This is a genomic window from Methylomonas sp. PHL2-19 (assembly GCF_059331595.1).
Window position 1 is genome coordinate 2,410,656 of record NZ_CP196839.1, and the last position, 18,966, is coordinate 2,429,621.

At 54.1% G+C, this 18,966-nt stretch carries 18 protein-coding genes; 5 read left to right on the forward strand and 13 right to left on the reverse strand.

The window, feature by feature from the left end; all coding sequences use genetic code 11:
* Nucleotides 1–188: 188 nt before the first annotated feature.
* The gene (locus ACR02O_RS11210; RefSeq protein WP_033156678.1) at nt 189–1,583 is read left to right on the forward strand and encodes an L-lactate MFS transporter; all 1,395 of its coding nucleotides are present in this window, start codon (nt 189–191) and stop codon (nt 1,581–1,583) included.
* Nucleotides 1,584–1,602: 19 nt separating this feature from the next.
* Entirely contained in the window at nt 1,603–1,731 is a 129-nt protein-coding gene (locus ACR02O_RS11215; protein WP_256438971.1) for an MFS transporter small subunit, read from the forward strand.
* A gap of 3 nt (nt 1,732–1,734) precedes the next feature.
* On the opposite strand, the gene ACR02O_RS11220 is transcribed toward ACR02O_RS11215, so the two are convergent.
* The gene (locus ACR02O_RS11220) at nt 1,735–2,904 is read right to left on the reverse strand and encodes a right-handed parallel beta-helix repeat-containing protein (protein ID WP_494523403.1); all 1,170 of its coding nucleotides are present in this window, start codon (nt 2,902–2,904) and stop codon (nt 1,735–1,737) included.
* A gap of 208 nt (nt 2,905–3,112) precedes the next feature.
* On the opposite strand from ACR02O_RS11220, the gene ACR02O_RS11225 reads away from it, so the two are divergent.
* Nucleotides 3,113–3,469, forward strand: a complete 357-nt coding sequence (locus ACR02O_RS11225; protein WP_101051892.1) for a hypothetical protein — start codon at nt 3,113–3,115, stop codon at nt 3,467–3,469.
* A 30-nt stretch (nt 3,470–3,499) separates the two neighbouring features.
* On the opposite strand, the gene ACR02O_RS11230 is transcribed toward ACR02O_RS11225, so the two are convergent.
* Nucleotides 3,500–5,530 (reverse strand): methyl-accepting chemotaxis protein, encoded by a 2,031-nt coding sequence (locus ACR02O_RS11230; RefSeq protein ID WP_458137181.1) that lies wholly within the window; start codon nt 5,528–5,530, stop codon nt 3,500–3,502.
* 411 nt (nt 5,531–5,941) lie between these two features.
* Here ACR02O_RS11230 and ACR02O_RS11235 point away from each other — a divergent pair, with 411 nt between their 5' ends.
* Entirely contained in the window at nt 5,942–6,337 is a 396-nt protein-coding gene (locus tag ACR02O_RS11235; protein ID WP_033156676.1) for a CBS domain-containing protein, read from the forward strand.
* 56 nt (nt 6,338–6,393) lie between these two features.
* Here the strand turns inward: ACR02O_RS11235 and ACR02O_RS11240 are convergent, their stop codons facing one another.
* The 6 genes from ACR02O_RS11240 to greB all read right to left on the reverse strand — a co-directional run bounded on the left by ACR02O_RS11240 (nt 6,394) and on the right by greB (nt 9,559).
* Entirely contained in the window at nt 6,394–6,906 is a 513-nt protein-coding gene (locus tag ACR02O_RS11240; protein WP_494523404.1) for a hypothetical protein, read from the reverse strand.
* Between the two features lie 263 nt (nt 6,907–7,169).
* Nucleotides 7,170–7,739 carry a hypothetical protein gene (locus ACR02O_RS11245; protein WP_494523405.1) on the reverse strand — a complete coding sequence of 190 codons (570 nt, stop codon included), beginning with the start codon at nt 7,737–7,739 and terminating at the stop codon, nt 7,170–7,172.
* A gap of 312 nt (nt 7,740–8,051) precedes the next feature.
* Entirely contained in the window at nt 8,052–8,498 is a 447-nt protein-coding gene (dtd, locus tag ACR02O_RS11250; protein WP_205453981.1) for a D-aminoacyl-tRNA deacylase, read from the reverse strand.
* Nucleotides 8,495–8,905: a gamma-glutamylcyclotransferase family protein gene (locus ACR02O_RS11255; RefSeq protein ID WP_205453982.1), complete on the reverse strand. Its 411-nt coding sequence runs from the start codon at nt 8,903–8,905 to the stop codon at nt 8,495–8,497. Before ACR02O_RS11255 ends, dtd begins: the two co-directional genes overlap by 4 nt.
* Nucleotides 8,902–9,066, reverse strand: a complete 165-nt coding sequence (locus ACR02O_RS11260) for a hypothetical protein (protein ID WP_205453983.1) — start codon at nt 9,064–9,066, stop codon at nt 8,902–8,904. The genes ACR02O_RS11255 and ACR02O_RS11260 overlap by 4 nt, the downstream gene beginning before the upstream one ends.
* 1 nt (nt 9,067) lies before the next feature.
* On the reverse strand, nt 9,068–9,559 hold the full coding sequence (gene greB / locus ACR02O_RS11265; RefSeq protein ID WP_494523406.1) for a transcription elongation factor GreB: 492 nt from the start codon (nt 9,557–9,559) through the stop codon (nt 9,068–9,070).
* A 57-nt stretch (nt 9,560–9,616) separates the two neighbouring features.
* Here greB and ACR02O_RS11270 point away from each other — a divergent pair, with 57 nt between their 5' ends.
* On the forward strand, nt 9,617–10,093 hold the full coding sequence (locus ACR02O_RS11270; RefSeq protein ID WP_171694881.1) for an FKBP-type peptidyl-prolyl cis-trans isomerase: 477 nt from the start codon (nt 9,617–9,619) through the stop codon (nt 10,091–10,093).
* A 75-nt stretch (nt 10,094–10,168) separates the two neighbouring features.
* On the opposite strand, the gene ACR02O_RS11275 is transcribed toward ACR02O_RS11270, so the two are convergent.
* The 5 genes from ACR02O_RS11275 to ppc all read right to left on the reverse strand — a co-directional run bounded on the left by ACR02O_RS11275 (nt 10,169) and on the right by ppc (nt 18,877).
* Entirely contained in the window at nt 10,169–11,980 is a 1,812-nt protein-coding gene (locus ACR02O_RS11275) for a TolC family protein (RefSeq protein WP_319961400.1), read from the reverse strand.
* 6 nt (nt 11,981–11,986) lie between these two features.
* Nucleotides 11,987–13,297 carry an HlyD family secretion protein gene (locus ACR02O_RS11280; RefSeq protein WP_319961399.1) on the reverse strand — a complete coding sequence of 437 codons (1,311 nt, stop codon included), beginning with the start codon at nt 13,295–13,297 and terminating at the stop codon, nt 11,987–11,989.
* Nucleotides 13,290–15,383 carry a peptidase domain-containing ABC transporter gene (locus ACR02O_RS11285; RefSeq protein WP_319961398.1) on the reverse strand — a complete coding sequence of 698 codons (2,094 nt, stop codon included), beginning with the start codon at nt 15,381–15,383 and terminating at the stop codon, nt 13,290–13,292. Before ACR02O_RS11285 ends, ACR02O_RS11280 begins: the two co-directional genes overlap by 8 nt.
* A gap of 21 nt (nt 15,384–15,404) precedes the next feature.
* Nucleotides 15,405–15,845 (reverse strand): hypothetical protein, encoded by a 441-nt coding sequence (locus ACR02O_RS11290; RefSeq protein ID WP_033156668.1) that lies wholly within the window; start codon nt 15,843–15,845, stop codon nt 15,405–15,407.
* Between the two features lie 110 nt (nt 15,846–15,955).
* Nucleotides 15,956–18,877 carry a phosphoenolpyruvate carboxylase gene (ppc, locus tag ACR02O_RS11295; RefSeq protein WP_033156667.1) on the reverse strand — a complete coding sequence of 974 codons (2,922 nt, stop codon included), beginning with the start codon at nt 18,875–18,877 and terminating at the stop codon, nt 15,956–15,958.
* Between the last annotated feature and the right edge of the window lie 89 nt (nt 18,878–18,966).

Sequence of the window (18,966 nt, forward strand, 5' to 3'; positions counted from 1 at the left end):
TTTAATTAATCTATGTTAGATAAATGGACGGTTTCGCGGTATATGGCTTGTTTCGCCGGCTTGGTACTGATTTAGGTCCGCGGATATTGGACTTAAAGCCCACCGGCCGGCAATGCTAAAATGCCGCATGGGCCGGCGCTGCGGTAAAACGCCACTATCAAAAATTTAGTTAAACAATGGATTCAAGTATGTCGGGATTTTTTTCCAAACAACATAGCGTCGCGCAGCCCGGCTATAGCCGTTGGTTAGTGCCGCCGGCGGCTTTATCGGTGCATCTGTGCATCGGCCAAGCCTATGCGTTCAGTGTGTTCAACGATCCATTGACTCGGGTAATAGGCATCGGTACCTCCGCGCCGGAGGATTGGAAGCTGACGACGCTGGGCTGGATATTCAGCCTGGCGATTGTGTTTTTAGGGTTGTCGGCGGCGTTCGGCGGTAAATGGCTGGAAAAAGTCGGGCCACGCCTGACGATGTTCGTTGCGGCTTGCTGTTTTGGCGGTGGTTTTTTAATCTCCGCACTGGGCGTGCACCTGCATGAAATTTGGCTGATTTATCTGGGTTATGGGGTGATTGGCGGTATTGGTTTGGGTTTGGGCTATGTGTCGCCGGTATCGACGTTGATCAAATGGTTTCCCGACCGGCGCGGTATGGCGACCGGTATGGCTATCATGGGTTTCGGCGGCGGGGCGATGATAGGCGCGCCCTTATCGGTGTTGCTGATGGACCAGTTTAAATCGGCCGAATCGGTTGGCGTAGTGCAAACATTTTTGGTGATGGGCGGCCTGTATTTTTGTTCGATGCTGATAGGTGCATTGACCATCCGCATCCCGCCGCCTGATTGGCAGCCTGCGGGATGGACGCCGCCGCTGGTGCAAAACAAAATGATCACCGATAAGCACGTGCATATCGACCAAGCTTTAAAAACCCCGCAATTTTATTTGCTGTGGCTGGTACTGTGCCTGAATGTGACGGCCGGTATCGGTGTGCTGGGGCAAGCTTCGGTGATGATACAGGAGATGTTTAAAGGCTCGGTAACGCCGGCCTCGGCGGCCGGTTTCGTCGGTTTGCTGAGTTTGTTCAATATGGGCGGGCGGTTTTTTTGGTCGTCGGCGTCGGATTATCTCGGGCGTAAAAACACCTATTTTATTTTTTTCGCGGTGGGCGCTGGCTTGTATTCCACCATACCTACCATGGGTATGAGCGGCAATATGGCGCTGTTCGTGTTGCTGTACGCCTTGATCATGAGTATGTACGGCGGCGGTTTTTCGACGATTCCGGCTTATTTAGCGGATATTTTCGGCACGCGCTTTGTCGGCGGAATCCATGGCCGCTTATTAACCGCTTGGTCAACCGCTGGCGTGTTGGGGCCGGTGTTGGTGAATTACATTCGCGAATATCAAATAGGCCAGGGCGTGGCTAAGGCCGATGCCTACAACGTCACCATGTACATTATGGCCGGACTATTGGTGGTGGGTTTTATCGCCAATCTATCGATCCGCCCGGTGCATGAGAAACATCATATGAAACACGGCGATTTCGACGAGCTGGACGGTATTTATCCGGCTGACGAAGCCGAACATTAAGTAAGGCAGGGCACTTTTTATGAATAACTCCGAATCGGGCAAATCTTCCAGCCCCTGGCTGTTGGCGGTATTCTGGCTTTATGTACTGATCCCGCTCAGTTGGGGTGTGTGGTCAACGTTGAAAAAGGCCTTGGCTTTGTTCAGCTGAGGTTTAATCGGGCTGTTTGGCGATAAATTCGTAGGCGCCCACATCAAGCGGTCCTTGTTGGCGGCGTTTTTCGCTGCCGCGCGGATGGCGATAGACAAATTGCGGATTAAGCTGCATCCCGTTGGCGGCGAATCCAGGGGAGATGCCCTGATCGATTGCCGGCGCATTAGGTTTCAGGCGGTAATCGTAATTTGCCGGATCAAGTAACACGTTGGCCTTAGCTTTGAGGTTGTGGTTTTCCTGGTTTGGGCCAATCATGGCGGTGGCTTCGCCTATCAACAGATTGTTGATTAACATCGCAGTGGCAATACTGTGATTATTCAGAAACGAGCCGCCGGGGTAATCGTTGACGAAGGTATTGTTGACCAGATAAAGCTGTTGATTCGGCTGGGTTTGGTTGTGTTCGGCGGCAAAAGCCAGCATTGCGGCATTTTCGGTGTTTTCACTTTGATGAAACAGATTTCCGATCAGATAGCCGGCACCGCCATCCGGTAAATCCACCAAATAGCTGGAGCCGTTACGCTCGTCCGTGATGCGATTGTAAAGAATATAGTTTTCCCTGGCCCGCGATTTGACGTTATGGCCAGTGCTGGCATCGTGGATATAAGAATTTTGCAGGGTAAAACGGCGGATATTGCCAATGTAGATGTTATGGCCGAGTTTACCGTAGCGCGGATAATCGACGGTGTTGTCGTTAAACTCCGAATTTTCGATCAGGATGTCGCTGTCAGGGTTAACGCCGGTCAAGATGCCCATCTGGTTGTGATGGAAATGGCAGTTTCTTAGAGTCAGATGAGTGCCTTCGAAGCGGATGCCGGCACCGTTCAGCGCCGGCGCGCTGGCCCCGGAAAGTTCGATATTTTCAACGACCGTGTCATTACCTTTTAGTACCCAGATCGCTTTGCCTTCCGCTGAATTGCCAAGCGCATCCAGGTGAGCGCTGCCTGCCAGTCCGCGTATGGTCAAGCGCTGCTGCGGCCAACTGGCGACGTCGCCCTCATAGAGTCCGGCATCAATGCTGACGACATCGCCGTCTTTGGCCAGTCTTGCAGCCGCGCTAGGCAGCTTAAGCGCGCGCTGCGGGCCGACTTGCCATTCGGTGCCGTGCGCCGGGAAGGCCAGCAGCCAACTAACCACACTGATCAAACATCCCGACAATATCAAGCGTTGCATCCCGGCTCCTGGTTATGGGCGGCTGTAAAATTCATTAATCCCAAGCGCTATATTCTGTCCGGTCTGCAGCGCCTTACAAAGGCGTCGGACTGAACTTGCAATATTTAAAGTAATACTTGGACCAGATAAGAGTATTATCCTGTCATCAGGCATATTTGCCAGACCTACGACTTGATTATAAGAATAGCGAGACGCTACTGGAGGAACTATGGCTTCACTTGACATGCAAGGGGCTTACGATTTGAGCAATGCCAAAATCAACGAGTTAATCACCGAAAGCGCTGAAGGTAATTATGCCTTGGGCATTATTAATCAAAAAACCAATAAGTTTGTCGTCAAATACGTCGGCCGTTCGGAAACCGACCTAAACGCCCGCTTGAAGCAGCATGTCGGCAGGTATCCCAAATTTAAGTTTAGCTATGCCGCATCGCCCAAGGCCGCATTCGAAAAAGTCTGCCAAAACTATCATGATTTCGGCGGCTCGAAAAAACTGCTGAATCACGTGCATCCGACGCGGCCAGCGGATGTGGATTGGAAATGTCCATGCTGCAACGAATTCGATTGAATTTTTGCGCCAAGTATTTCCAAGCCGTGGTTAATAGGTTGCGGAGTGATTGAAAAAGGCAAAACAGGCTTTTAAGCTCTGCGCGGTTTCCGGCGGCATGAATTCGTTGAATTTAACCCCGTAGTGGTGCTCGCCGTCGACACGCTTGTGCCACACGATGCTACACATCAGTTCCAGCGGTAGTTGCGATTCATATTGCTGAATATTGTCATAAGGAATACGCAATTGAATAGCAATCGAGCTGTTTAGCGGGCAGGGCAGTTCCACAGGCAGACGCAAACAGGCACCGGACATGCTGAAATCAGCAGTGACGCCGTCGAGAACCAAGTCGGCGATTTCGACATGGGCCAGCAAGTATTGGCTGCTGCGCGGAAATTTACGATTCTCGTTGGCGGCGGGAGTCGCCGTCCACTGCGCATCGAAGCTAAAGTGTTCCAGCATAGTGCGCATTTTTTCGGTCACCACGTAAAGGTCGTCGCTGATGGTCCGGGTGATGTGCACTTTGGATTCGTTCTGCCCCAGCGCGTCGAATAAAGCTGCTACTCGGGTCTGCAATTGGTTGACGTTCTCCAGTTGATATTTGGACACCTGGGATATTTGCTGCGCCGTACCCGCATTTTCTGCTATCTGACCCACAATCTCGTTGATGACTACACTGGTGGTTTCGGCTTTTTCCATGCCCTGTTTGGTGGTCTGGATGATGGAGCCCATCGCCAGAGTATTTTCTTCAATGATTTTGGTTAATTCGCCAATAATGCTGGCAATTTCGGCGGTAGCGCCGGAAGCGTTTTGCGCTAGTTTCCGCACTTCATCGGCTACCACCGCAAAGCCTCTGCCGTATTCGCCGGCTCTGGCGGCTTCGATGGCCGCGTTTAAGGCCAGTAGATTGGTTTGCTCGGTGATGTTGCGGATGGTGATGGTAATATCCTGAATTTGCCGATTAGCTTGGCGCAGCGCCACGGTTTTAGCTTCCGCGTTTTCCACTTCCTTCACAACCCTGCGCATTTCATCAAGATTTTCGTTAACGGCGACAATGCCTTTATGTGCCGTGTTTTGCGTTTGCTGGGTGCGGTGGCGAATCTCAACGGAAAAGCGTTCGACTTCTTCGGTGGTGCTACGTAATTGTTCGGTAGCGGTTTTTACCTCGGACGATCTCGCTTGTTCCGAGCGGTTGGCATTGGAAATGCCGCCGGAAATATTGGATATTTGGTAGGAAGATTGGCCGATTTGCTTGCTAACCGCGTTGATCTCGCGCATATGGCGGGTTAGTTCCTGGCCCATGAGCTTCATGGTCGCCAATAGGCTGTTGGTATCGTTTTTCTCAGTGGCGACTTTGATGTCTAATTGGCCCTTGGCGATACTGCCGGCAATTTTCGACGCATAGCTGGGCTCGCCGCCCAACACGCTAAATAATTTTCGCGTCAGCCAGATATTGGCTGACACGATCAATAGTAAAGCCAGACCGGCAACCGTGGCGCTGACCGTAAACATCTGGCTCTGCATCTGATTTTGCTGCTGTGAGGCGGTGTTGGCTTGCTGTTCCACGCTGCCGGCAAGCTGATTGAGTTTGTTGGCCAGAATTTCCGAAGCCGCGTCGAAGCCATTTTCCGGCGCTTTCATGATCAGGTTGCCGGCTTCACGGCCTTGCTGAAAATAGGCGTTCGCCATGCGTTCGCCGGTGGCATAAAGCGCACTTACGGCGTTATCGGCGTCTTGAATCGCTGGCCTCATGTCCGGCATCATCGCCAGTAAACTCGTCAACTCCGCATGCGCGGCGTTTTTTTCCGCCAAGGCATCGCTGTAATCGTCTTCGCCTACCGCTGATGCATCGGTGAGAAATTGCTGGATTTGTACGACGTGATAGCGAACATTTTTAAATGCCAGCGTCGCATTTATCAGACGCTGTTTTTCGGCTTCCGCTGTTTCCAGTTTGCCGTGGCTAAGCCACACAAACATATTGCCGACTATCAGCAATAAAGCCACCGTGGCGGTCAGTACGGTCAACAGTTTGCGTAAGGAAAAATCCTGAGGTGCGGACTGATTACTAAGGCGATCAGGCATAAGCGGTATCCATTTTCAGCAGAAACGTCAATGTGCGGTTTCACAAGTTTAGACTGATACGCGAGTTGCATAGTCATTTTGCAACTTACAAAGCCCGCCGTTGAATGTCGTCGTATCCGCACGGCCGGGAACGCAAATCCCAACGGCCTGGCAGAAAATTCCTACATTACTGAAAATGGCCGTTACAAGGAGTTTGCGGGTGGGGCTTCAGCATTAACCCGTTAGCCCGGAATGGGTGGCCGACGCCGAAATCCCCCGGTATTTCGGTCGCTGCTGCTTTGGAATAATAAAGCTAGCTAGTGTGGGGAATTTTTATAATAATCGCATAGGACAGAAGTCAGCTGGCCGCCGAACCGGTCGGTCCCGAGGCTGTCCAAGCGTAGAATAAAAAATAATAACAGGAGGTACACCATGCTAGCCAAAATAGCTGTAGTCGATTACATGTCGACCAAAATCGTTACCGTTACCCCCGATACCGAAATTTCTCAGGCTGTTAAGATTTTGCTGGACCACAAAGTAACCAGCGTGCCGGTTGTGGACCAACACGGTAAGTTAGTGGGGATATTTTCCGAAAAAGACGGCATGAAGGTGTTTGTCGAATCCGCTTACAACCAAAGCATGGCTGGAAAAGTAGGTGAGTTCATGAGCAAAGACCCGCAATTTGTCAGTGCCGATGCCAGTCTGGTGGATGTCGCCAGCAAATTTCAGGAATCGCCGACCAGGAGTTTCCCGGTTTTTCAAAACGATCAGTTTGTCGGCATGATTAGCCGCGTTGATGTATTAAGAGCGTTGTTAGCCATTCGCTAGATGTTTTAGTTCAAGGGGAGACTGCCGGGATGGTTGTGTCTGCCCCTTGTCCTGCCTTATTGCCGCACGCCTGCCGACACGTAGGTACCCATGATGGTATCAGTGCAGGTTGCGGTAATCTTCGCGCCGTTCGGCGTTACCGTGCCGGTACAATTGCCCTTCGAAACCCAGCCGTTTTGGTATTGTGCGGTGTAATCGTAAGTCAGGGTTTGCCCGATCAGATTGCCACTGCCTTTTGATGTATAGCCCACGCCTTGCGCCAACATCCCCCAGCCCTGGAATTCAAAACTGTCGCTCTGTTGGTTGATGTGGGTGCCGCCTGCGGTCGGCGCGGCGGGGTTATACCAGTCGCCGCTGATGTTGATGACTGGCGCAGGCTCCACTACTGCCGGTTTTGCCGGAGCAATCGGCGGAGAAATTGCCGTCACGGTTTGCTGAGTCGGCGGCGATTCGGCGGTCTTTTGTTGTCCAGTCAATTTATCCCAGTTAGAGATGATAGCGACGCTGATCGAGCCGATGACACCAATGATCGCTGCAGCGATAGCGGGATTTTGATTGGATTCGGCCATAAGTTCCTCTGTTGCTGAATAAAAATGTCCGGCCGCCTGGCGTGGCACCGGTTGAGAATTTAGCGCAGATGTAAACGATTCGGCAATCTAAAAGATGCGCTTGTCGGCTACAGAATAAATGGGAGAGAGTGAAGAGGCTGGATCTAGCCGAGTGAAGAAGGGCGGTAGGGGGCTTTTCGAGCGGGCTGGACTGGTTTGATCGGGCCCTCACTGCGGGTGATGCGGTGACCGCAGTGAGGCCCAATCGGATCTGAAATTACAGATTATTTATCGCATTTATGCGCGGAGCCGCAGCAATCGGCCATGTCGCCGCCGTGCTTTTTGCAATGATCCGCACTGCAATCATGGGCTGCGCCGCCTTGATGATGGGCACAATGGTGGCTGCTGCAATTGGCGGCAGCGGCGGCTTCGTGATGGGCACAATGCTCGGCACCGCATTGGTGGGCGCTGGCATGGGCATCTTGCGCGCAATGTTGGGCGCAGACTTTATCCTTAGCACCTGGGTGATCGGAGCAATGTTTCGCGCAATCGTGTTCGGCTGCGGCTTTGTCGGCACAATGTTTCAGGCAAGCTTTGCCTTTTTTATCTTTGTGTTTGGCGCAATGTTCAACGCAATTGTGCGCTGCGGCATCGGCTTTATGTTTAGCGCAATGTTCCGGAGACATGGCGGGTGCCGCCGCTGGCGCGGGGGCAGCGGTTTCAGCCGGTGCAGCGGTTACAGGTGTCACGACCGCAGGCTCAGCAGTTGCTTCGACCGGTTTTGCGGATTCGCAGCCTGTCAGGGTCAGCAAAGCCGGCAAGGTTAAGGCGATTAGCAAATGTTGAATTTTCATAAGTATTTCTCTGTGGGTGATAAAGGAGGCGCAATTGTAGGGGTAAGGTGCACGTTAGGCAAATAAAATTGTGTTATTTAACACAGAATAATTTATTGGCGAGCGCGCCGGTTTGACAGTGATTGCCAAGCCGTTTCTCAATTTCCTTGGGTTTGTCACGCCCGCGAAGGCGGGAGCCGTTAAATTTTACGGCGAATCCACTCTAGCGGCTGGGCTTGCGCCTTTGCGGGAGCGATTATATTTGAGGGCGGGTTGGTAATTCGACCGGGTGAGCGGTCAGGCAGTGATTCCCGAATCCACAAGGTATGCAGATTACTTTTCCAGACAACGTAAGGTAAAAGTCACCGGGCCGTCGTTGATCAACGCTACTTTCATATCGGCGCCGAATTCGCCAAACTGGCTGCTTGGGTAAATCTCCAGCGCGCGCTTTTGCAAATACGCGAATAATTCCCGGCCCATTGCCGGCGGCGCGGCCGAGGCAAAACTGGGCCGGTTGCCGGTATCGGTGTTGGCCGCCAAGGTAAATTGCGGTACCAGTAGCAGGCCGCCTTGAATATCGCGCAGACTCAGATTCATTTTGTCGTCCGCGTCCGCAAAGATGCGGTAATTCAAAATCCGCTCCAGCAAGCGGTCCGCTTGTTTGGGGGTGTCGGCTTTCTCGACCGCCACCAGCGCCATAATGCCGGTGCCGATCACGCCGATGTCGCTGCCGTTGACCGTGACTTTGGCTTGGGTGACACGCTGGATAATGCTGATCATATTTTGTCCTTGAGATGATGAAGATAGTCGCCGCTTAAGATGCGCTGCAGACCGGTCGTCGGACGGTTGTAAAGATAGGTCCAAGCGCAAACGCTTTGTCTGTCGGGCAGGTCTACTAAAACTTGGCGGCGAATGTATTCATGCGGCTGCGGAAAATGCGTGGCGCATTCTTCGTAAATATCCAATACAGACAGCGTGTGTTCGGGGGCGCGAAGTAAATACAGTTCACCTTTGATCTGCGCTGTGCCGCTGGTTACAGCGCCTGGATAATTATCGATTTCATACAAATTGCCGTATATAAACGCAGGGCCTATGTACTCGCAATCGTCTAGGAATGGGTGTTGAGTTTGATCGTCCGGGTCTCTGCGCAGCGTACCGTAGACAAACAGGTATTGCGCGCAGCTCATGAATAGATCTGATCGACCAATGCCTTGAACCAGCGTGGGCGGAACGCGATAACATACAGCAGCGTCAAACCCATCAGCGGAAAGGGGCCGATTTCGACAACGGTCAGCAGCATAATGATTACGAACCACTTGAACCGGGTAAAGGCGGCTTGCGTACTCATCTCAATAACGGATCGCAGTAATGTAATACCGCGTTTCCTGTTCGGCATGGCGGATTGTCACTTCGTCGTCCAGCATCTTCTTCAATAAGGCTTTTGCTAAAGGCGAGTCCAGGCTGATCAAACCACCCGTAGTATCGATTTCGTCGGCACCGACGATGCGGTAGGTGATTTCCTGTCCATCCATCGTTTCCAAAGTCACCCAAGCACCGAAAAATACCTGATCGCGATTGCTCGGCTTCTCGGACACGACAGTCAACGACGGCAAGCGCTTTTGCAGATAATGAATGCGTCGGTCGATTTCCCGCAATTCTTTTTTCCTATACTGATATTCTGCGTTTTCGCTACGATCGCCTTCCGCAGCCGCAGCTGATAAAGCAATGGTGACATCCTTGCGCCGCTCCCAGAGCTGTTTCAACTCGGTTTCCAGGCTGCGATAGCCTTCGGCAGTGATGTACGGTGAAGATTTGGGGCGGGGCGGTCGCCAGCATGACATGTTTTTTTGGGGAAAAGGTTATATGATGTCGGCTTTTTTCATCCAGCGAAGATGCATATGCAAATCACAGACAAAACGGCTGTTTCCATCCATTATACCTTAACCAACCAAGACGGGGAGCAGCTGGACAGTTCCAGAGGCGAAGAGCCCTTGTTGTATTTGCATGGCGCGGGCAACATCATTGCGGGTCTGGAAGCGGCGTTAAACGGCAAACAAGCCGGTGATAAATTCAACGTCACCATCGCCGCCGATCAAGCCTACGGCGAAGTCTCCGAAGAAATGATTCAAGTCGTTTCCAAGAAAATGTTCGACGGGATGGATATTGAAATCGGTATGCAGTTCCACGCCGATGTCAGCCACGGCCCAGGCATCATTACCATCGTCGAGATCGACGGCGACGATGTCACCATCGACGGCAACCACCCTTTGGCCGGTGAAGATTTGACGTTTGACGTGGAAGTGATGGATGTTAGACCTGCCACAGCCGACGAAGTGGCTCACGGCCATATCCACGGTTCAGGTTGCCATCACTAACCGTCGTTTTCCAACATCAGACCGGTAAGCGATAAACGCGCGGCTTTTATCGCTTACATTCACTCACTACAGTGCTTACTGAGCACTGGCGCTTAGGCCCAAATCGACTCGGCTATGTCCGAGTAAGGTGCCGGTGGCAAACGCCAGGTCTATCATCGACACTTGGTAATCACCGATGGCGCGCACTTCGCGTAATTGCGCTTCACCGAGCCGGGTTAGGGTTTCCAGTACTTCGGTCATGGTCCGCAAGCCTTCTTTAAATTGTTTCAGTTCTGCGTCGTAATTCAAACCGGCCAGTACCACGTTTTGCCGAGTGGCTAAAATGCGTTGCCAGTTCTGGCTCATTTGATCCAGCGAGTCGTAGATTTCTCGGCGCACACTCAATTCCCTGAGTTGTTGCGTCGTCAGACGTTGCATGCGTTCTTGCACGGCTCGATCCAGACGCGCACGGCGCAGCTCGTTGCTGAGTGGGATTTCCATGCGTACGCCCACCGACCAATCCGAATAATTGCCGCTCAAGGTCTGATCAAAAGCGCCACCGTAGGATGACGTGTCGCGGCCCAGTGCGGCGTAGTTGTAATCCAGCATGAACATTGGCAGGGTTTGATTGCTGAGGTAGTCGATCTTGGTCAAGTCTGCGGCCAGCTTCAACTCCAGTTCCAGCAATTCCAGGCGGCCGTCCAGCGCGCGTTGCGCCAGTTGCTCGCGGTCCAGATTAAATTCCAGCAGGGTCGGCGAGGTCTCGGGAATCAGCAGCGTTTGTGAATCCAGATCCAGGCCCGGCGCGTTTAATAACAATTTCAGTTGGCGCTGGCGGGTTTTCAGGCTGGTTTCGGCGATGATCAAAGACTCCAGACGTTCGGCCACGCCGATTTCGGCCCGGTTGATTTCCACGCTGGCGGTCAAGCCTTCAGCCACACGCTTCCGGACCATACTCAGATTATTGGAGGCGTTTTCGTATTGCTGGCGGCGCACATCTAATTCGCCCCAAGCCACATACAGGCTCCAATACGCGCGCTCAACCATTGCCAACACCCGAATCGCCTGCAGACGGGTTTTGACGTCGACGGCTTGTTGTTCGTAACGGGCGATGCGGATGCCGGCGACGTTATTGGAAATCCCTGCGTCGCGCAGTAAGGGCTGGCTGATGGAAAACCGCAGCGCATTTTGATACTGGTCCGAAGCGACACCGCGAAACTGCCGTTTGCCGTCGAACGGTGAACTGACGGTAATTTTCGCGCCGGTACGCAGTGGAATCACGATCCCGGCTTCCATATCCAGCACCTCGGTTTCCTGCGGCACGGCGGTGAGTTTGTCGATTTCATTTTTCAGCGGCGAAGTGGGATCCACCGGCGTAAAGCTGACGACATCCAGATTTTGCGCCGGGGTGTTTTTCTTCCCGTATTTGGCTTTGGCGAAGATTAAATCATCGAACTTGGCTTGCTCTTCGCTGACCGCGGTGGCGGCGATTTTCGGATCGGCCTGGGCGATTTTTAAATCCAGGTTATTTTCCAAAGCCATACTGCGCACCGCCGCGATGGACAATTGCTTGCTCGCTTCCGGCGCTGCCTTGGGTAATTCCGGCTTCGTCGCGCTGGGAGGGGGCAGAATAGTCGCTGACTTGGGCCGGCCTTCCTTAAACTTGGGCAAGGCCTGCTCCACAGTTTGCGGCGGCAGTTGCGAAATGGCCGGTAGCGGTAAACCCTCATCAGGTTTCAGGCGCTCCTCGACGCGCTTGACCAGTTTACGGTCGGGGCTGGTGTCGAGATATTGTCCGCAACTGGCTAGCAAAGGTATCAGCAAGAGTGCGCCGATATGCCGCCCGCAGGCTTGCAAGTATTTGGCCGTAGCCCCTGATGGGTGTTGACGGGATGCGAAACGATTCATAAGCGCTTATTTCAGTTTTTGCCTGACCAAATCGGTCGCCGGCGCTTCCATAGTCATTTGCGGCGGAAAGGCATTCAGTTGCCGCCACAATTCGTAAGCCATCGTTACCCGGTTCAACAACACCCAGCCTTTTACTCTGACGCCTTGGCGGGCGAAGCGTTCTGTCGGCCAGGGTCGGTCGTTGGGATCGGGCACGATCAGTACCCGGAATTTACCCTTGCCGTCGTCAGTGGAGTCCACGAAGGCTACTAAGCCACCGAAGGTGCCGACGGCTACTTCCGGCCAGCCGGCGAATTGCAAGGCCGGCCAGCCTTCGAATTGCAGACGTGCATGCCGGCCTGGGGTGATCAATACGGCATCGTTGCCGTCCACCCACAGTTCCACGGCTTTTACATCCATATCAGGCACCAACACCAGCAAGGGATCGCCCTGTCTGACAATGTCGCTCTGCGGATTGGCCAGCAGCCTGAGGATGCTGCTGTCGCGCGGCGCTCTGATTTGTTGGGATTGTTGGCGGGAAACATCCACTTCGCTCTTTAACAGGCTGCTGCGGCTGTCTTCCAGTTCGCTTTGGGTTTTGTTAGCCGACGCCGTCGCCGAGTCGATACGGGCCTGGGCATCGGCGCGAATTCGGCCGATTTCCGCTTCGGCGGCGCGTTGTTCGGCCAACGCGCCTTCCAGACTGGCTTGGGCGCTGTTTAAGCTGCGTTGCGCGACGATGCCGTCGCGTTGCGCCACTTCGTAATCGCGCTGCGAGACCAAGCCGTCGCCGATCAAGCGTTGCAGACGCTGGGTTTGCACGCTGGCCGTTTCCAGCGTGGCACGGGCGGAGGCAATGGCTTCGCCGGCGGAGCGCGCACGTTGCCTTGCCACATCCAGCCGGTATTGCGCGGTAGCCACTTGTAAATCGCGGGTAGCAATCAAGTTGTCGATTTGCAGGCGATAGGCCCGCAGCTCGTCTTCTTTGGCCGCCAATTTTGCGGCGGCTGCCGCGCGTTGTTGTTGTAAGCGTTCCAGCAATTCCGGATCGACGTCGGTGATTTCCATCAGCAAATCGCCGGCCTTCACTTTGGCGCCTTCTTTAGCATGCCAACTGACGATACGGCCGGAAACCGGCGCATCCAAGTTCTGTTGGCGTTCCAGCGGCGCAAAAGCGGAGACCCGGCCGATACCGTTGATGTTTTGTTGCCACGGTGTCAGCAGCAGGGCTGGAGGGGTCAACAGAAATAACCAGACGCAAGCGCGCGCTAAACTGCTGACCAGGCGAGGAGTATGGGCCGCCGATAGCGCGGACAGCCTAATATGTAACTCAGTCATGGGCAGCTCCCGGCAAAGTGATCTCGCGCCCGCAAAGTGCGGCCAATTCTTTCGATCCGGTCAGCAGCAATAGGGTCCAGGGCGCGTCTGCGGCCAATAGTATTGATGCCAACTGCTGCTGTAACCCGCTATCCAAGCCATCGAGTATGCCATCCACGATCAACAAGGTGGGCCGGGCGATGATGGCTCTTGCCAGCATGACTTGTATGGCTTGGCTGTAGGCAAGTGGCGAGCCGCCGGGACTCATGACGGTATCCAAATCCAAGTCGGTTAAGCCGACTTTGGCTAAGGCCCGTTGGACATCGGCAACGCTCAGATTCGCATCGCCAAGCCTAATATTTTCCAGCAGGCTATCGTGAAAAATCTCCAGTCGGCTGACGACGGCGATGTTTTGCCGCAAAGTACTCAGGCGCAATTCATCCAGTGTTTGGCCGTTGATTTGTATCCGGCCGGCTTGTGCTTGCCGCATCCCGCTGATTAGCGACACCAGCGCGGTTTTACCGCTGCCGGGATCGCCTGAAATCGCGACTTTTTCGCCAGGCTGAATGTGCAGCGCAAAATCCGAGAATAATGGCCGCTGCGCGCCGAAGCCGAATTTTAAGCCGCTGATTGTGAGTGACGCCGGACCGTTAAATTCTGCGTCCAACTCGGCCGAATCTTCTAAGGGCAAATCCAGCAAATGGCCGATCTTGTCCGTGCCGGCCATCAAGTCGTAAAAGCCTTCCAGGTGTTTGCCGAATTTGATCAAGGCTAGCAAAGCTGACGAGACGATCAGTTCCGCCGCCACCAATTGCCCCAAAGTTAAATGGCCGTCTATGACCAAGTAGCCGCCGATAGCCAACAAGGCCGTACTGGCGATGGCGTACAGCGCCACGGAGGCGATGACTTGGCCCAGCAGCACGCGGTAATGCTGGCGTTTGGCCGTTAAATAGTCCAGCGAGAGTTGGTCGGTGCGGTTGGCGGCCATTACTGCACCGTTACCGAATTTAAAGGTTTGAATATTCCCGGCAACGCTTTCCAACCAGGCGACCAAGGCATATTTGCTGATCGATTCCTGAATCGCCGTGGTGACCGCGCCGCGGCCCAACAAAAATATTATTGCCGTGATAGATAACAGCAACACCACATCGAAGGCCAGCAGGAAGGGGTGATAGAAAGCCAGCATGATTAAGCCGACGCAAGTTTGCACCACGGTGCTCAAACCGTCCAAGAGCAGTGCAGAGCCGGCTTTCTGTAAGGTCAATACATCGAAAAAGCGATTGACCAGTTCCGCGCCGTGTTGACTGTCGTAGGCATCGCTGCGCACCCTGGGCAAGCGATAGGCCAAGTCGGCGGCCAGCCGTACAAAAATCCGCCGCTGCACGATCTCCACTAGATAAGATTCCAGCACAAAAACCGCACCGCCGAAGCTTAGAAAGAAAAACAGTATGGTCGCCAATACGATCAAAGGTTGGCCCATACCGCCCATCGCTACGGTATTGACCAGCGCTTGCACCGCCACCGGCGAAGCCAGCGCCAACAATCCGGAGCCCAAAGCCAAACCCAACAATAACCAGAGATCGTGGCGATCAGCGCGTAACAGCTCCAGCAAGCGGCTAAATGGCGGCATGTGGTTGTGATGGTCTTGGCTGACGGCATTCTCCAGCGGCGCCTGGGCTTGCACTAAAAGCCACTCGCTGATGCCGGCGTCGCTTCGGCCCAGTAGTGCGGCGATGTCAGTCGGTTTGACGTAGCGCTCTTCGATCACCTCGCCTTGAGCAAGGGCCACTCTGACTTTGCCGCCGCGAAATCCGCACAACACTAGCCAGCCGCAGCCATCCGAGAGGCTGGTGAGCAGTGGCGTATGTGGGGATGAAGCGTTGGCGGCTGCAATGGGCGTAAGCAGCGTGCTCTCCATATTCAAACCCAAATGGTCACCGATGCGGCTCAGCGCTATCTGGCTGTCGTCACTGACTGAGTCCAGCCAATGCTCGCGGATGCCTTGGGCTTGGCCGGGGATTTCCAGCAGGTCGAATAAGAATCCCAGCAAGGTTTGCGTCGACTGCTTTCTGTGCGGGTGTTCCTTGTTTCCGGCGTTGATGCTCATACGTAACGAAATCCTATCGGTTTAAACGAATAACAGCATGGTCTTGCCGAGTATGCCCAGCAAAAGTGTAACCTTTAATGTGGTAAGTAATTTGGCCGGGCCGGCTTTGGCGCACCAGTTAAGCCAGGCAGTTTCGCATCCCTGGGCGATCACGAGGTAAGCTTTGCACGACAAGCGCCAAACGACGGTGCCGAGCAACGTTAGGCCGGACCAGAACACGATGAATTCGGCTTGGCGGGGCGTTACCCCGAACACGTGTTCCAAAAAATGCTCGAACAACATCTCGACCACCTCAATGGCCAAGTGCACAATGTGCCATAGAAAGGGTAGCAAGGTGTCGCCAAATTTATACAAAAATATCAGGGTCAAGATTGCCATGGCAGGCTTGTTTTCAAACAGCCAGCGCCCGGTGTTAATGATGATTACTCTAAACCAGTGTGCCAATGCGTAGGCGTATTGCATGGTTCTCCTCCCTTTTAGAGTCTGCCGAAAAGCCCTTTCCCCTTTTCAGGGGGGGGGCGCGTCCTTCGACCCGTTCAGGACGCCGGAATTTCAGGGCCGGGCTAATAACATCAGCCGGTATTACGCATACCTGCGGCAATCGCATTGATACTGCGCAACAAGGGTTTCATCCACGGACTGTCCGCGGGATTCTCGGTATTCATTTCCCGCAGCCGCCGGATCAAAAAAACCTGGATATAGTTTAGCGGCCCCAGATAAGCATCGCGGCGGTGCAGGGAGGCGGCCAAAGCCGGATTTTCCGCCAGCAAATGGTCAGTGTTGGCTATCTCCAGTATCCACTCCACGCAGCGTTGATGCTCGCCGGCTATCAGGTTGTAAACCCGTTTGCCGGTTTCCGGGTCGTTGCACAATTGCGCGTATTCGCGGGCGATGTTCATGTCGGATTTACTCAAAGCCATTTGCGCGTTACTCAGCAGGTTGCGGAAAAACGGCCAGTCGCGATACATCCGCCGCAGGGTTTCCAGGCGCTCCGGCTTGCCGGCGCACCAGCTGGCCAGGCTGAAACCGATGCCGTACCAAGCCGGAAACGTCTGCCGCGATTGCGCCCAGGCGAATACCCAGGCTATCGCTCGCACCGAGTTTTTCGAGCGATCCAGTTTTTTGCGGTGCGAAGGCCGCGAACCGATGTTCAAGCCGCCAATTTCGCCGACCGGGGTGGCTTCGTAGAAATAATCCAAAAAGCCGGGAGTGCGCTCGGTCAGGTCGCGATAACTTTGCTCGCCGATCCGCGCCAATTCGTCCATCACTGCCAGATCTTCCGCATGATCCGCCGGGACGGCTTGCACCAGGCTGACGCTGGCTTTCAGCAAGCCGGTAACGCCCATGGTTAATTCGTAGACCGCCGTTTCCATATTGTTATACCGATAAAACAGCACTTCGCCTTGCTCGGTAAATTTGATCTGGCCGCGCACGGTGTCGGGCGGCTGGGCCAGAATCGCTTCGTGAGTCGGGCCGCCGCCGCGACCGACAGTGCCGCCGCGGCCATGGAATAATCGGCATTTCAAACCGTAACGCTCGCTGATTGCAATAATTTGCCGTTGCGCGCGCGATAAGCCCCAGGCCGACGCCAGGATGCCGCCGTCTTTGCAGGAGTCCGAATAGCCCAGCATGATTTCCTGGCGGTCATCGCTGACCCGCAACAATTCCCGATAGCACTCGGTATCGAATAGCTGGGTCAGTACCTCGGAGATGCGATTTAAATCGTCGATGGTTTCAAACAAGGGGCTGACGCCGATATGGCAATGCCAATGCCCGCCGATTTTGCCGACCAGGCCGGCTTGCGCCGCCAGCAGCAAGACTTCCAAGACATGACTGGCCGAGTGGGTCATGGAAATTACGTATTTACCAAAGCAGTTCGGGCCTATTTCCCGGCGCATTTTCGCCATAACGGTAAACAACTCCAGGGTTTCGCGGTTGGCCGGCGTCAGCGCGGCGGCGTCGAACATCAAACCACCCGGTGCGGCAATCGCCTCTGCTAACAATGCTATGCGTTGCGCTTCGTCCAGCGCCAGGTAGTCAATGTTCAATGCGGTTGCCAGAATTTCCGCGACTGCTTCGCTGTGGCGAGTCGATTCTTGCCGCACGTCGAGTTGCATCAAGTGAAAGTCGAACACGTCGGCCAAGCGGATCAGATCGGCTAATTCCAGCTCGGCGATATTGGCGTCGCCGTGGCTGCGCAAGGATGCATCAATCAAGCGCAGATCGTGTAAAAACTCGGCCACGCTGGCATAGGCAAGGCGATTGGCTTGTTCCGCTTGGCCCTGTAACTGTTGTTGCACGCGCTGCAAGGTGGATTGCATGCGATATTTCATCAATATCAGTTTGTGCCGGTAAGGTTCCTGCAAATAAGGCTTTTCCAAGTCCGTGACTGCCGCGCCCAGCAGGGCGCGGTCGGCGTGCAGGCTGTCAATAAATTCCGGCGTCAAGTCACAAAGTCCATAAGAATGCGACAACTGGCCGCGCAATTGATCCAGGCGCGCCAAATATTCCTGCATGATGGTTTGCGCCTGCATGCGCAAGGCCAGTTCGGTGGTTTCCGGCTTGACATTTGGATTGCCGTCGCGGTCGCCGCCTATCCATGAGCCAAAACGCAGGAAGCTGGGGATGCGGATTTGGCCGGCAACGTCGGCGCCGAATACATCGCTAAGCGCCCGTTGCAAGTTCCGGTAAACCAAGGTGGTAGCCTGAAATAGCGATAGCGAAAAATAAAACAAACCGGCGTCGATTTCGTCGGCTACGCCCAGTTTACGGGCGCGCACTTCGTCGGTTTTTAACAGCAATTGAATCTGTGCTTGCAGTTTGTCCAAGGCCTCGCTGCGCTGTTGGCTGCGTAAGCGTGGATCGTCCAAGGCCTCCTGGCTAAGGAAGACATTGCGCAACGCGCTTTTGACTGTGCGGCGTTTGGCTTCGGTGGGGTGAGCGGTCATCACCGGCAAATACAGCATTTCGTCCAATAACACCTGTAATTTATCGGCACTGACGCCGCTGTCGCGTAGTTTAATCAGCGTGTCATGAAACGAGCCGGGCCAATAGCGGCCGGTCTGATTTTGTCGGCGCAACGTTAGGTTATGCGATTCTTCGGCGATATTGAGCAGGCTGAAATAGCCGTTAAACACCCTTACCACTTCACCAATTTCTTCCGCATCCAGGCCTTCCAGAATCTCCATGAACTGGCGGCGGCGGTTGGCGCTGCCCTCTCGGAGCAAGCTGGCAAACTTGCGTTGCAACTGCGCGACGGCGGTAGCTACTTCCGGTTTGGCTTGGGCGGTGAGCACTTTAGTCAAGATCGAACCGAGCAGGCGTATTGAACTGCGTAATTCTTTGTCGTCGCCGTGAGCATCCGATAAGCGATCACTGAGGATTTGGCTGGCGCCGAGGTTATCCAATTCAAACGCCGACTTGTCATACTCCGCTAATGCGGCTCCGGTACTTGGCGCGATGTCTTCGCTGTGCAGTGCTTTTAGCTTTTGCATGTGCAGTTCTCAGGGTAGGTTAGGGTTGCGTGATAGCCTAGCGCAGCATTTTGATATTGTTAAATAGAATGTTTAGAATTAATTCATCG